Origin of the sequence: Sphingomonas pruni NBRC 15498 (genome assembly GCF_001598455.1) — a bacterium.
GTDB lineage: Bacteria > Pseudomonadota > Alphaproteobacteria > Sphingomonadales > Sphingomonadaceae > Sphingomonas > Sphingomonas pruni.
Genome location: NZ_BCYZ01000105.1, coordinates 1 through 12,160, shown reverse-complemented (window position 1 = coordinate 12,160; position 12,160 = coordinate 1). Strand labels below are relative to the sequence as shown.

The following is a 12,160-nucleotide window of genomic DNA, read 5'->3' as shown; positions in this document are numbered from 1 at the left end:
ACGGCTGCCACCTCCCCCTGGCGGGGGAGGATCAACTGGCGGTCTCGACGTTGGCACCAGCAGACAACCGACGCACTGCTTGCGCTTTACCGCGCTGCGGCATAGACGCCGCGCCGTGACGGGTTCCCCGTAAGGGGGAGCAAAAGGGAAGTCCGGTCGAAATGCCGGCGCTGCCCCCGCAACTGTGACCGGAGAGCGGTCGCCCCAATGATGCCACTGGCCGCAAGGTCGGGAAGGCGGGGCGGACGCGATGACCCGGGAGCCAGGAGACCTGCCCGCCACGGTCGATCCTTTGCGCGGACGGGGTGTGCCGGGCGAACGAGGGACATCCCTCGCGTGAGCGACATGAACCGGGCCGTTCGGTCCGGGTGTCGCGTTCAGGCGCCCGGACTCCGCGGTCCCACCAAAGGGGCATGTCCAATGTTGAAGTTTTCCATCCTCGCGACGTCGGCAATTGCCACGGTCGCTATCACCGTACCGGCCTGGGCGCAGGAGACACCGGCGGCTGCCGACGACCAGAGCGTCATCATCCCCGGTCTCATTCGCAAGGACGACATCGTCGTCACCGCGACCGGCGTGCCGCAGGTTCCTGAGGATATCGGCCAGGCGGTGACCGTGATCGATCGCCAGACGATCGAGCAGCGCCAGACCGTGGCCTTGTCCGACCTGCTCGCCACGACGCCGGGTGTGACCGTGACGCGCAACGGCGGGCTCGGCACCTTGACCGCCGTTCGTATTCGCGGCGCGGAGGGCGAGCAGACGCTGACCCTGATCGACGGCGTGCGCGTCAACGATCCCTCGTCGCCGGGCGGCGCGTTCGATTTCGCCAACCTGCTCGCCGGGTCGATCGACCATGTCGAGGTGTTGCGCGGCCCGAACTCGGTTCCCTGGGGCAGCCAGGCGATCGGCGGTGTGGTCAACGTCACCACGATGCAGCCCGGCTATGGTCTCCAGGCGCGCGGCAATGTCGAATATGGCAGCTTCGACACCGTCTTCGCCAATGGCGGGGTGTCGGGCAAGAGCGGAATCATCGCTGCATCGCTCAATGCCGGCTATCTCAAGACTGACGGCATTTCCACGGCAGCTTCCGGCACCGAGCCTGATGGTTATCGCCAGTTCGGCGCGACCGGTCGCGCGCAGATCGCCCTCTCCGACACTATCAGCCTCGATCTGCGTGGCTATTACGCGGACAGCAAGGTCGATATCGACGGCTTCGCCTTCGCCCCCCCCTATCTGCCGGTAGACGATGCCGAATATGCAAAAACCCAGGAACTCTACGGTTATGCCGGGCTCAACGCAGCCTTCCTGAACGGCCGGTTCAAGAACCGCGTCGCCTTCACCATCGCCGATATCAACCGCGACAATTTCGATCCGTCGTTCAGCAGCACGACGCCGAGCTTCCTCGCGCGCGGCCGCAGCGAGCGATATCAATATCAGGGTGACTTCCAGGTCATCGACCAGGTCCGCATCGTCGCCGGCGCCGAGCATGAGACCACGCGGTTTAACGACGGCACCCTGTTCAAATCGCGCGGCGTGACCAGCTTCTATGGAGAGGCGATCCTGTCGCCGATCGATCGCCTGACCATCACCGGCGGCCTGCGCTACGACGACGATTCGGCCTTCGGCGGGCACACCACCTGGGGCGCCAATGCGGTCTATACCCTGCCGACCGAGACGACCATCCGCGCGAGCTATGCCGAAGGGTTCAAGGCGCCGACGCTTTATCAGCTCTACGGTCCGTTCGGTCTCGGCAACAAGGACCTCAAGCCCGAGACCGCGCGCAGTTATGATATCGGAATCGAGCAGAAGCTGATCGGCAATACGGTCAGCGCCAGCGCGACCTGGTTCCACCGCGATACGACCAACCAGATCGATTATGACCCGGGCACGTTCAGCTATGGCAATACCGATCGTGCCCGCGCCGAGGGCGTCGAAGTCGCGCTCAACATGCGACCGTCGAGCACGCTGACGCTGAGCGCGGCGTACAGCTTCATCGACGCGAAGAACCGCGCCCGCACCGACGCCAATTTCGGCAACGACCTAGCGCGCCGTCCGCACCAGTCGATCAGCGCGTCGATCGACTGGAAGACGCCGATCGGCCTCGGCGTCGGCGCAACCGTGCTGACCGTCGGCGACAGCTTCGACGATGCCGCCAATCTCAACCGGCTCGACGGCTATACGATCGTGGGGTTGCGCGCGGACTTCCCGATCGGCGACAAATTCTCGATCTATGGCCGCGTGGATAATCTATTCGATGAGAAGTATACGGTGGTGCGCGGCTACAGCACACCGGGCCGCGCGGCCTATGGCGGCATTCGCTTGAAGTTCAATTGAAGCCTTTGATCGCCTTGATCGCCCTCGGGCTGGCGGGGTGCGCGAGCGCGCAGCCCGCCAGCACCGGGGGGATCGTCTCGACCAATCCCTGTTCGGACCAATTGCTGCTGGCGCTGGCACCGGGCAAGGTCAGCGCGATCAGCCATTATTCGCAGGAACCGGGCGCGACTTCGATCCCGCTCGACTTGGCGCGCCGCTATCGCGCGACTGCCGGGACGGCCGAGGAAGTGATCGCGCTCAAGCCTGATCTGGTCGTCGCGTCGAGCTTCACGCCCAAGACCACGCTCGACGCGTATCGCCGCGCCGGGCTCAAGGTGCTGACGCTCGATTCGCCGACGACGGTCGTCGCCAGCCGCGACCAGATCCGCAGCGTCGCCGCCGCAGTTGGCGCACCGGTGGCGGGAGAACGGCTGATCGCGCGCATCGATCGCGCGATGGCCAATGCTGCGCCACGTGATACTCGGCGGCCCGCGACCTTGCTCTATATCTCCGACAGTTTCGCCAATGCCGGGCCGAGCCTGCTGACCGAGATGGTCGGGCTCGCCGGGCTTGGCGACGCCAGCAAGGATTTCGGCCTCGCTTTCTCGGGCAATGTGCCGATCGAAAGCCTGGTCGCGCATCCGCCGCGGATCGTGCTCGATCCAGACCCCGATGGCCGCACCGCATCTTTGCGCCGCCGCGTGCTCGGCATGGCGGGGTACCAAGTGATCGAGGAGCGGTTTCCGCGCCAATTGGTCAATTGCGGCGGTCCGACCATCATCCCGGCGCTGCGCACGCTCGCCGCGATCCGATCGCGGGCCCTATCATGATTGTTTTGTCATGAACCGAGCGCTCCGCCTCGGGCTGCTCGTCCTGCTGACCGCGGCCCTGTTCGCGCTGTCGCTGATGGCGGGCAAGCAATGGATCCCGCTCGACGCCTGGTTCGGCCACGATCCGCGCTGGGCGATCATCGCCGAATTGCGCATCCCTCGCGCGGTGCTCGGCGTGTTGCTCGGCGCCGCGCTCGGCCTGTCGGGCGCGGTGCTGCAGGGCTACCTCCGGAACCCGCTTGCCGATCCGACGGTGATCGGCGTGTCGTCCTGCGCGGCTTTGGGCGCGGTCGCTTCGATCGTGCTGGGATTCGGTGCCGGCTGGCTCGGCCAGTTCGGTTGGGCGATGGCCGGGGCGGGCGGCGCGATGGCGTTGCTGGCGATGCTGACCGCGCGCGCCCAGACGCCGGTGGTGTTCGTGCTCGCGGGCACCGTGCTCGCCAGCCTGGCCGGCGCGCTGACCGCCTTCCTGATCTCGATCGCGCCCAATCCTTATGCCATTGCGGAGGCGATCGACTGGCTGATGGGCGCGCTGACCGATCGCGGGCCCGACGATGTGGTGATGGCGGCGCCGTTTATCGGCGCGGGCGTCCTGGTGATGCTGTTCACCGGCCCAGGGCTCGACGCGCTGGCGCTGGGCGAGGATGCCGCGCGGTCGCTCGGGGCCAATCTCGGCCGGTTGCGCTGGCAAGTGGTGATCGGCACCGGGCTGGCAGTCGGCGCGGGCGTTGCGGTGACCGGGGTGGTCGGGTTCGTCGGGCTGGTCGTGCCGCATCTGTTGCGGCCGGTCTTCGGCGCCAAGCCATCCGCGCTGCTAGTGCCGAGCGCGCTAGGCGGCGCGGCGCTGACACTGGCTGCCGACAGTCTATGCCGGCTCGCGCCGGGAGCAGGCGAGGTACGACTGGGCGTGGCGATGGCGCTGATCGGCGCGCCGTTCTTCCTGGCGTTACTGTTCCGCGAGGGAGCCAGGCAATGGCGTTGACCCTCGACCGGGTAACGCTCGACCTGGGTGGGCGGCGCGTCCTGACCGATGCGAGCGCCGCGTTCGCCGCCGGCCGCATCACCGTGATCCTGGGTGCCAATGGCGCGGGCAAGACCAGCCTGTTGCGCGCCGCCGCCGGGCTGATCGCGCCGAGCGCGGGCAAGGTCGCGATCGATGGCCGTGCGATTGCCACGATGCGCCGCGACGAACGCGCGCGGTCGATCGGCTATCTGCCGCAATCGGGCGATGTCGCCTGGAACATGCCGGCGCGTGACGTCGTCGCCCTCGGCCGCTTGCCGCATCACGCAAGTGCCGCCGACGATATCGCCGCGGTGCTGGCGGCAATGGCGGCGACCGATTCCGAGCAATTCGCCGAGCGCCGCGTCGGCGAATTGTCGGGCGGCGAACGGGCGCGGGTGCTGCTGGCGCGGGTATTGGCCGGCGAGCCGCAATGGCTTCTCGCCGACGAGCCGCTGGCGAGCCTCGACCCCGCGCATCAATTCGACCTGCTCGAGCGGCTGCGCGGTCAGGCGGCGCGCGGTGTCGGGGTAGTCGTCGTACTGCACGACCTGGTGCAGGCCGCCCGCGTCGCGGACGAGATCGTGATGCTGCGCAACGGCCGTGTGTTCGCGTCCGGGCCACCGGAGGAGGTGCTGACTCAGCAGCATCTGCGCGATGCGTTCGGCGTCGACGTGTTGCTGTTCCCGGACGGGGAGGGGCGGATGCTTCCCGTTCCGGCGGGGCGCGCCGGATCAGCTTAGCTGACCGCCGATCGCCTGTAGCCAGGTGGACACCGCCTGGATCCGCGAGGTCGCGTGCGTGTCCTGATGCGTCACCAGCCAGAAGGTGCGATGGACGGCGATACTCTCACCCAGCACGGCCTCTAGCTTGGGATCGTGCCGCGCCATGAAGTCTGGAAGCACCCCGATCCCGCCACCGGCGGACACCAGCGAGCGCTGGACGTTGATGCTCGTGCTGCGGACCTGGGGTGACAGGCCCGGCTCGATCTCCGACAGATAGTCGAGCTCGGGCGCATAGATATGCTCGGGCACGTAACCGACCAGAACGTGCCTGCCGAGCTCGGCGTTGGACGCCGGCCGGCCGTGGCGGTCGAGATAATCGGGCGTGGCATAAAGCCGCAACCGATAGCGCGCGAACTCGACGGCGCGGAGCTGGGCGCTGCGCGGACGGGCAAGCATCACCGCGATATCGGCTTCGCGCTTCGACGGATTGAGGAAGCCCGACGCGGTAATGAGGTCGAGCCGGATGCGCGGATGGCTCGCCTGGAACGGCGCGATCGCCGGCGCGATCACCCAGGTAGCGAGCCCTTCCGCCACGCTCACCCTGACATGGCCTGCAGGCGCCAGGTCGCCTGCGGGTGCAATCGCCGCGTCCACCGCAGCTTCGACCGTCTCGGCATGCGCCAGCAATGCTTCGCCTTCTTCAGTCAGCCGCCGTTCGCCGCCAACCGATTCGAATAACGGCCGATCGACCCGCGCCGCTAGCCGGGCGAGCCGTCTGCCGACGGTAGTGGCGTCGACTCCCAGCAGGCGCGCCGCCGGCGCGATCCGCTTCGATCGCGCGACCGCCAGAAAGATACGCAGGTCATCCCAATTCTGCATCGCGTTACCTGCATTTTTGCATGTGCATTGGGCAATTAAGTAGCCTTGCGTGCGAATTTGCCTAGTGAAATAGAGCTGCGAGCCGAAACGGGCCCAGGAGAGTTGACCATGCGCACCATCGACCATTTCATCGCGGGCTCCGCAGGCGGTGGCGCCACCCGCACCAGCGACGTGTTCGATCCCAATACCGGGCAGGTCCAGGCCAAGGTCAATCTCGGCGCGCAGGCCGATCTCGATCGTGCCGTCACCGCCGCGCAGGCCGCGCAGCCCGGTTGGGCCGCGACCAATCCGCAGCGCCGCGCCCGCGTCATGTTCAACTTCAAGGCGCTGGTCGAAAAGAACATGGACGAGCTCGCCCACCTGCTCTCGTCCGAACACGGCAAGGTGATCGCCGATTCGAAGGGCGACATTCAGCGTGGGCTCGAAGTGGTCGAGTTCGCTTGCGGCATCCCGCATGTGCTGAAGGGCGAATATACGCCCGGCGCCGGGCCCGGCATCGACGTCTATTCGATGCGCCAGCCGGTGGGCATCGGCGCAGGCATTACCCCATTCAACTTCCCAGCGATGATCCCCTTGTGGATGGGTGCCGTGGCAACGGCTTGCGGCAACGCCTTCATCCTCAAGCCGTCGGAGCGCGATCCGTCGGTGCCGGTACGTCTGGCCGAACTGATGCGCGAAGCTGGCATGCCGGAAGGCATCTTCCAGGTCGTGCATGGCGACAAGGAAATGGTCGACGCGATCCTCGACCATCCGGCGATCGCCGCGGTCAGCTTCGTCGGCTCGTCCGACATCGCGCATTATGTCTATAATCGCGGCGTCGCCGCCGGAAAGCGCGTCCAGGCGATGGGCGGGGCCAAGAACCACGGCATCGTCATGCCCGACGCCGATCTCGATCAGGTCGTCGCCGACCTGTCGGGCGCGGCGTTCGGCTCGGCCGGTGAGCGCTGCATGGCGCTGCCGGTGGTGGTGCCGGTGGGCGACAAGACCGCCGAGGCGCTCAAGGCCAAATTGATCCCGGCGATCGCTGCGCTGCGGGTCGGCGTGTCGACCGACAACGACGCGCATTACGGTCCAGTGGTCAACGCCGCGCACAAGCAGCGCGTCGAAAACTGGATCCAGACCGGTGTCGACGAAGGCGCCGAGCTCGTCGTCGACGGCCGCGGCTTCAAATTGCAGGGCCATGAGGAAGGCTTCTTCATCGGCCCGTCGCTGTTCGATCATGTCACTCCGGACATGCAGTCGTACAAGGAAGAGATTTTCGGCCCCGTCCTGCAGATCGTCCGCGCCCCCGATTTCGAGACCGCGGTGCGGCTGCCGAGCGATCATCAGTACGGCAACGGCGTCGCGATCTTTACCCGCAACGGCCATGCCGCGCGCGAATTCGCCGCGCGGGTCAATGTCGGCATGGTCGGGATCAACGTGCCGATCCCGGTGCCGGTCGCCTATCACACCTTCGGCGGCTGGAAGCGCTCGGCATTCGGCGACACCAACCAGCACGGCATCGAAGGCGTCAAGTTCTGGACCAAGGTCAAGACCGTCACCCAGCGCTGGCCCGACGGCGGCGTCGGCGATGGCGCCAACGCCTTCGTCATCCCCACGATGGGGTAGCGAGGGTCTATCGCCCTGATCGGTGTCGGCTGTCCCCCGGTGCATGATGGCATCGCCCCCGCTGCGGGGCTATGGCCGTCGCGAAGGTGCTACATGCTGACCATCGATCGGCGTTCGCATGCTGCTCTAGCAACCGACCGGAAGAGACGATGACCGACCAGTTCGACCTGACCGACGACCAGCGCGAGATCCAAGACTTGGCGCGCAAGTTCACCGCCGACCGCATCACGCCGTTTGCCGCCGAATGGGACGAGAAGCACCATTACCCGGTCGACGTCTGGAAGGCGGCGGGCGAGCTCGGCTTTGGCGCGATCTATGTCGCCGAGGAATCGGGCGGAATCGGACTCGGCCGGCTCGAGGCGGCGCTGATCATGGAGGCGATGGCCTATGGCTGCCCGGCGACCAGCGCGTACATCTCGATCCACAATATGGCGACCTGGATGATCGACCGCTTCGGCGATCAGGCGATCAAGGACCGCTTCCTCCCGGACCTCGTCAGCATGGAGAAGATCGCGAGCTATTGCCTGACCGAGCCGGGCTCGGGGTCGGACGCCGCGGCGCTCAAGACCAGCGCAAAGCGGGACGGCGATCATTATGTCCTGAACGGCACGAAGCAGTTCATCTCCGGCGCGGGCTATAACGACCTCTATGTCTGCATGGTCCGTACGGGCGAGGAGAAGTCGAAGGGCATTTCCTGCCTGGTGGTCGAGAAGGACACACCCGGTTTGTCGTTCGGCGCACCGGAAAAGAAGCTCGGCTGGAATGCGTCGCCGACCGCGCAGGTGATCTTCGAGGATTGCCGTGTGCCGGTCGAGAATCGGGTCGGCGCCGAGGGTGACGGCTTCCGTTTCGCGATGGCAGGCTTGGATGGCGGCCGGCTCAATATCGGTGCCTGTTCGCTGGGCGGGGCGCAACGCTGCCTCGACGAGGCGGTCAACTACACCAAGGAGCGCCAGCAGTTCGGCACGCCGGTTGCCGATTTCCAGAACACGCAATTCATGCTGGCCGACATGGCGACCGACCTCGAGGCGGCGCGCGCTTTGCTCTATCTTGCCGCGGCAAAGGTAACGGCGAACGCGCCCGATAAATCGCGCTTCTCGGCGATGGCCAAGCGGCTGGCAACCGACAACGGCTCGTCGATTGTCGACCGCGCGCTGCAATTGCATGGCGGTTATGGCTATCTCCGCGACTATCCGATCGAGCGCTTCTGGCGCGATTTGCGGGTGCATTCGATCCTGGAGGGGACGAACCAGGTCATGCGCATGATCGTCGGCCGGGACCTGACCCGGCAATGAGGTCTGTCCTGAAAATCCTCCCCGGCACGGGGAGGAATTACTATGACCGGCGACGTCCTCACCTTCATCGAAGGCAAGGTCGGCCGGATCCGGCTCAACCGGCCCAAGGCGATCCACGCGCTCAACACCGCGATGTGCGCGGCCATCCTCGACGCGCTGGCGGCGTGGCGCCACGATCCCGCGGTAGAGGCGGTGATGATCGACCACGCCGAGGGCAGGGGGTTCTGCGCCGGCGGTGACATCCGGATGCTCGCCGAAAGCGGCGCGAAGGACGGCGTCGAGGCGCGAGAGTTCTTCTTCACCGAATATCGCATGAACCACCGGCTGTTCACCTACGAAAGGCCGGTGGTGGCGTTCATGGATGGCATCACGATGGGTGGCGGCGTCGGCATCTCGCAGCCCGCGCGCTATCGCGTCGCGACCGAGAATACCCGGCTCGCCATGCCGGAGACGGGCATCGGGCTGTTCCCCGATGTCGGCGGCGGCTGGTATCTGTCGCGGCTGCCGGGCCGGGTCGGCCAGTATCTCGCGCTGACCGGGCACCGGCTCGACGGGGCGGAGTGCATCAATCTCGGGTTGGCCAGCGACTATCTGACCAGCGACACGCTCGATGAGGCGAAGGCGCGGATCGCGGCGGCGCCGACCGAGATCGAGCAAATTCTGGGCGAGCTCGGCGCCCCGGTGCCCGAGGCGAAGATCGTCGCTCTGGAAGAGGACATCAACCGGCTGTTCGAGTCCGACCGGCTGGAAGAAATCTACAGCTCGTTGGAGACCAAGGGCGGCACCTGGGGCGCGGCGACGCTGGCGGCGCTCAAAACCAAGTCTCCGCAGACGATGAAAGTGTCGCTCCGCCTGCTGGCGGAAGGACGGCAGATGGTCGATTTCGCCGCCGAGATGAGGCAGGAATATGCCGTCGGCGCGCGCGTCGTGACGCGCCACGATTTCCTCGAGGGCGTCCGCGCGGTGATCGTCGACAAGGACAATGCGCCGGTCTGGAACCCCGACACCCCTGAAGGCGTCACCGACGAATTGATAGACGCGATCTTTGCGCCGCTGCCGAAAGAAGAGGCGTGGACGCCGGCGTGAACATGTCCGTCACCCCAGCGAACGCTGGGGTCTCGTGCCAAAGGGCTGCCGATGCGGCCCGAGATCCCAGCTTTCGCTGGGATGACGATTGGAGGAATTGAATGGCTGAATATGAAACCGTCCTGGTCGATCAGCGCGACGACGGCGTCACGCTGATCACGCTCAACCGGCCGCAGGCGCTCAATGCGCTCAACAACCAGGTGCTGGGCGAATTGGTCGCGGCACTTCAGGCGTTCGATGCTGACCGTTCGCAGGGCTGCGCCGTGCTGACCGGCAGCGAAAAGGCGTTCGCCGCCGGCGCGGACATCAAGGAGATGCAGCCGCAATCGTTCGGCGACATGTACGGCGGCAATTATTTCGCCGGCTGGGAGCAGTTCACCCGCACGCGCAAGCCGGTGATCGCCGCGGTGGCGGGCTTCGCGCTCGGCGGCGGGTGCGAGTTGGCGATGATGTGCGACTTTATTCTGGCGGCCGACACCGCCAAATTCGGCCAGCCCGAGATCAAGCTGGCGGTCGCACCCGGCATGGGCGGATCTCAGCGTCTGACCCGCGCGGTCGGCAAGGCCAAGGCGATGGAGATGTGCCTGACCGGCCGCTTCATGGACGCCGAAGAAGCCGAGCGCGCCGGCTTGGTGTCGCGGATCGTTCCGGCCGCCGATCTGGTCGAGGAAGCGGTCAAGACCGCCGCGACGATCGCCGGCATGGCGCCGCTCGCGGTCCTCGCCAACAAGGAAATGGTCAACGCGGCGTTCGAGACGACGCTGATGCAGGGCGTGCAGTTCGAACGTCGGCTGTTCCATGGCCTGTTCGGCACCGAGGATCAGAAGGAAGGTATGGCGGCGTTTGTCGAGAAGCGGCCGGGCAAATGGGTCGGGAAGTAAGCGAAGAAATCCCTCTCCCGTCGGGAGAGGGTTGCGTAGACTTAGGTCTTGCGAAGCAAGGCCTTAGTCGAAGCTGGGTGAGGGGATCGCCCTATCGAGAGCATACCCCCTCATCCAAGCTCCGCTAGGCAGCGAGCTGCCAAGCTACGCTATCCTTCTCCCTCTGGAGAAGGTTTGAGAAAAGGAAATAAAATGGCACGTGTCGCATTCATCGGGCTGGGCAACATGGGCGGCGGAATGGCCGCGAACCTGGCGAAGAAGGGGCATGACGTGCGCGCCTTCGACCTGTCGGTCGAGGCGCTCGACAAGGCGAAGGCCGCCGGTTGCCTGCCTGCGGCGAGTGCTGCGGAAGCCGTCGATGAGGCTGAGGCGGTGATCACCATGCTCCCCGCGGGCAAGCATGTCGAAAGCGTCTATAACGACTCGATCCTGGGCACCGCACCGGTCTCGGCGATCCTGATCGATTGTTCGACGATCGACGTGGCGACCGCCAAGCGTGTCGGCGAAACCGCGCAGGCCAAGGGCTATGCCGCGGTCGACGCACCGGTGTCCGGCGGGATCGCTGCGGCCAATGCCGGCACCCTGACCTTCATGGTCGGCGGCTCGGCAGAGGCGTTCGACCGCGCGCAGCCCTTCCTTGCAGACATGGGTAAGGCGGTGATCCATGCCGGTGCCTCGGGCGCGGGGCAGGCCGCCAAGATCTGCAACAACATGGTGCTCGGCGCCGAGATGATCGCGACCTGCGAAGCCTTCGTGCTGGCCGACAAACTCGGGCTCGATCCGCAGAAATTCTTCGACATCGCCAGCGTGAGTTCGGGCCAGAGCTGGTCGCTCACCTCTTATGCGCCCTGGCCTGGTGTCGGGCCGGAAACGCCCGCCGATCGCGATTATCAAGGCGGCTTCGCGACCGCGCTGATGCTCAAGGATCTGCGGCTGGCGATGGAAGCCGCTGCGTCGGTCGACGCCGACACGCCGATGGGCGCCAAGGCGGCCGAACTCTATCAGGCGTTCAACGATGCCGGGAATGGTGGACTCGATTTCTCGGCGATCATCCGGTCGCTAGGCAAGAGCGCACCATGAGCGTCGCGTTCCGCCGCGAGAGCGACGAGGAACATAAGGAACCGCGCTTCGAACTGCCGATTCCGGCGGGGCCCAACCTCGTCACCGAGGGCGGACCGGCATTGATCGACGAGCACATCGCCAAGCTGGAGGCCGAGCAGGCCGACGCCGACGAAGCTCGGCGAGAGGAGATCGCACGTAGTCTGCGCTATTGGCACACGCGTCGCATGACGGCGATCGTCGCGCCGGTGCCGCCGGCGGACGAGATCGCGTTCGGATCGCGCGTGCGGATCGCTGTCGATGGCAGCGAGCGGGTTATTCGGATCGTTGGCGACGACGAGGCTGATCCAGCGGCAGGGCTGATCGCGTTTTCGGCACCGCTTGCACGAGCGTTGATCGGCGCGGCGAACGGGGAGACGGTGTCGCTTCCCGGACGGCCCGATGCGGTTGAGGTTATCGAAATACTCTCGGCCAGGAGTTAGTC

11 protein-coding genes and 1 riboswitch are annotated in these 12,160 nt (G+C 66.1%); of the genes, 10 read left to right on the top strand and 1 reads right to left on the bottom strand.

All coding sequences use genetic code 11. From position 1 onward, the window contains the following. Positions 1–103: 103 nt before the first annotated feature. Positions 104–293: riboswitch (cobalamin riboswitch) on the top strand. A 127-nt stretch (positions 294–420) separates the two neighbouring features. The 4 genes from SPR01S_RS19825 to SPR01S_RS19810 are packed head-to-tail and all read left to right on the top strand — an operon-like array spanning position 421 to position 4,886. Then, positions 421–2,334, top strand: coding sequence for a TonB-dependent receptor plug domain-containing protein (locus tag SPR01S_RS19825; RefSeq protein ID WP_066593208.1), 1,914 nt, complete (start codon positions 421–423; stop codon positions 2,332–2,334). Beyond that, positions 2,331–3,143, top strand: a complete 813-nt coding sequence (locus tag SPR01S_RS19820) for an ABC transporter substrate-binding protein (RefSeq protein WP_066593206.1) — start codon at positions 2,331–2,333, stop codon at positions 3,141–3,143. The genes SPR01S_RS19825 and SPR01S_RS19820 overlap by 4 nt, the downstream gene beginning before the upstream one ends. 10 nt (positions 3,144–3,153) lie before the next feature. Beyond that, entirely contained in the window at positions 3,154–4,125 is a 972-nt protein-coding gene (locus SPR01S_RS19815) for a FecCD family ABC transporter permease (RefSeq protein WP_066593203.1), read from the top strand. Continuing rightward, positions 4,116–4,886 carry an ABC transporter ATP-binding protein gene (locus SPR01S_RS19810; RefSeq protein WP_066593195.1) on the top strand — a complete coding sequence of 257 codons (771 nt, stop codon included), beginning with the start codon at positions 4,116–4,118 and terminating at the stop codon, positions 4,884–4,886. The genes SPR01S_RS19815 and SPR01S_RS19810 overlap by 10 nt, the downstream gene beginning before the upstream one ends. On the opposite strand, the gene SPR01S_RS19805 is transcribed toward SPR01S_RS19810, so the two are convergent. Continuing rightward, complete coding sequence (locus SPR01S_RS19805; protein ID WP_066593193.1) at positions 4,878–5,747, bottom strand: LysR family transcriptional regulator; 870 nt, start codon at positions 5,745–5,747, stop codon at positions 4,878–4,880. The genes SPR01S_RS19810 and SPR01S_RS19805 overlap by 9 nt on opposite strands. Positions 5,748–5,855: 108 nt before the next feature. On the opposite strand from SPR01S_RS19805, the gene SPR01S_RS19800 reads away from it, so the two are divergent. The 6 genes from SPR01S_RS19800 to SPR01S_RS19775 all read left to right on the top strand — a co-directional run bounded on the left by SPR01S_RS19800 (position 5,856) and on the right by SPR01S_RS19775 (position 12,158). Then, positions 5,856–7,355, top strand: coding sequence for a CoA-acylating methylmalonate-semialdehyde dehydrogenase (locus SPR01S_RS19800; protein WP_066593191.1), 1,500 nt, complete (start codon positions 5,856–5,858; stop codon positions 7,353–7,355). Positions 7,356–7,504: 149 nt separating this feature from the next. Further along, on the top strand, positions 7,505–8,650 hold the full coding sequence (locus SPR01S_RS19795) for an acyl-CoA dehydrogenase family protein (RefSeq protein ID WP_066593185.1): 1,146 nt from the start codon (positions 7,505–7,507) through the stop codon (positions 8,648–8,650). A 42-nt stretch (positions 8,651–8,692) separates the two neighbouring features. Beyond that, positions 8,693–9,736 (top strand): enoyl-CoA hydratase/isomerase family protein, encoded by a 1,044-nt coding sequence (locus tag SPR01S_RS19790; protein ID WP_066593183.1) that lies wholly within the window; start codon positions 8,693–8,695, stop codon positions 9,734–9,736. A gap of 101 nt (positions 9,737–9,837) precedes the next feature. Continuing rightward, positions 9,838–10,617 (top strand): enoyl-CoA hydratase, encoded by a 780-nt coding sequence (locus SPR01S_RS19785; RefSeq protein ID WP_066593175.1) that lies wholly within the window; start codon positions 9,838–9,840, stop codon positions 10,615–10,617. A 192-nt stretch (positions 10,618–10,809) separates the two neighbouring features. Further along, entirely contained in the window at positions 10,810–11,697 is an 888-nt protein-coding gene (gene mmsB / locus SPR01S_RS19780; RefSeq protein ID WP_066593172.1) for a 3-hydroxyisobutyrate dehydrogenase, read from the top strand. Then, positions 11,694–12,158, top strand: coding sequence for a GreA/GreB family elongation factor (locus SPR01S_RS19775; RefSeq protein WP_066593165.1), 465 nt, complete (start codon positions 11,694–11,696; stop codon positions 12,156–12,158). Before mmsB ends, SPR01S_RS19775 begins: the two co-directional genes overlap by 4 nt. Positions 12,159–12,160 lie beyond the last annotated feature (2 nt).

Excerpts from the sequence above, each read along its gene's own strand:
- mmsB (WP_066593172.1), top strand. The coding sequence starts at position 10,810 with ATGGCACGTGTCGCATTCATCGGGCTGGGCAACATGGGCGGCGGAATG.
- SPR01S_RS19815 (WP_066593203.1), top strand. The coding sequence starts at position 3,154 with ATGAACCGAGCGCTCCGCCTCGGGCTGCTCGTCCTGCTGACCGCGGCC.
- SPR01S_RS19790 (WP_066593183.1), top strand. The coding sequence starts at position 8,693 with ATGACCGGCGACGTCCTCACCTTCATCGAAGGCAAGGTCGGCCGGATC.
- SPR01S_RS19795 (WP_066593185.1), top strand. The coding sequence starts at position 7,505 with ATGACCGACCAGTTCGACCTGACCGACGACCAGCGCGAGATCCAAGAC.
- SPR01S_RS19810 (WP_066593195.1), top strand. The coding sequence starts at position 4,116 with ATGGCGTTGACCCTCGACCGGGTAACGCTCGACCTGGGTGGGCGGCGC.
- SPR01S_RS19775 (WP_066593165.1), top strand. The coding sequence starts at position 11,694 with ATGAGCGTCGCGTTCCGCCGCGAGAGCGACGAGGAACATAAGGAACCG.
- SPR01S_RS19825 (WP_066593208.1), top strand. The coding sequence starts at position 421 with ATGTTGAAGTTTTCCATCCTCGCGACGTCGGCAATTGCCACGGTCGCT.
- SPR01S_RS19785 (WP_066593175.1), top strand. The coding sequence starts at position 9,838 with ATGGCTGAATATGAAACCGTCCTGGTCGATCAGCGCGACGACGGCGTC.
- SPR01S_RS19800 (WP_066593191.1), top strand. The coding sequence starts at position 5,856 with ATGCGCACCATCGACCATTTCATCGCGGGCTCCGCAGGCGGTGGCGCC.
- SPR01S_RS19805 (WP_066593193.1), bottom strand. The coding sequence starts at position 5,747 with ATGCAGAATTGGGATGACCTGCGTATCTTTCTGGCGGTCGCGCGATCG.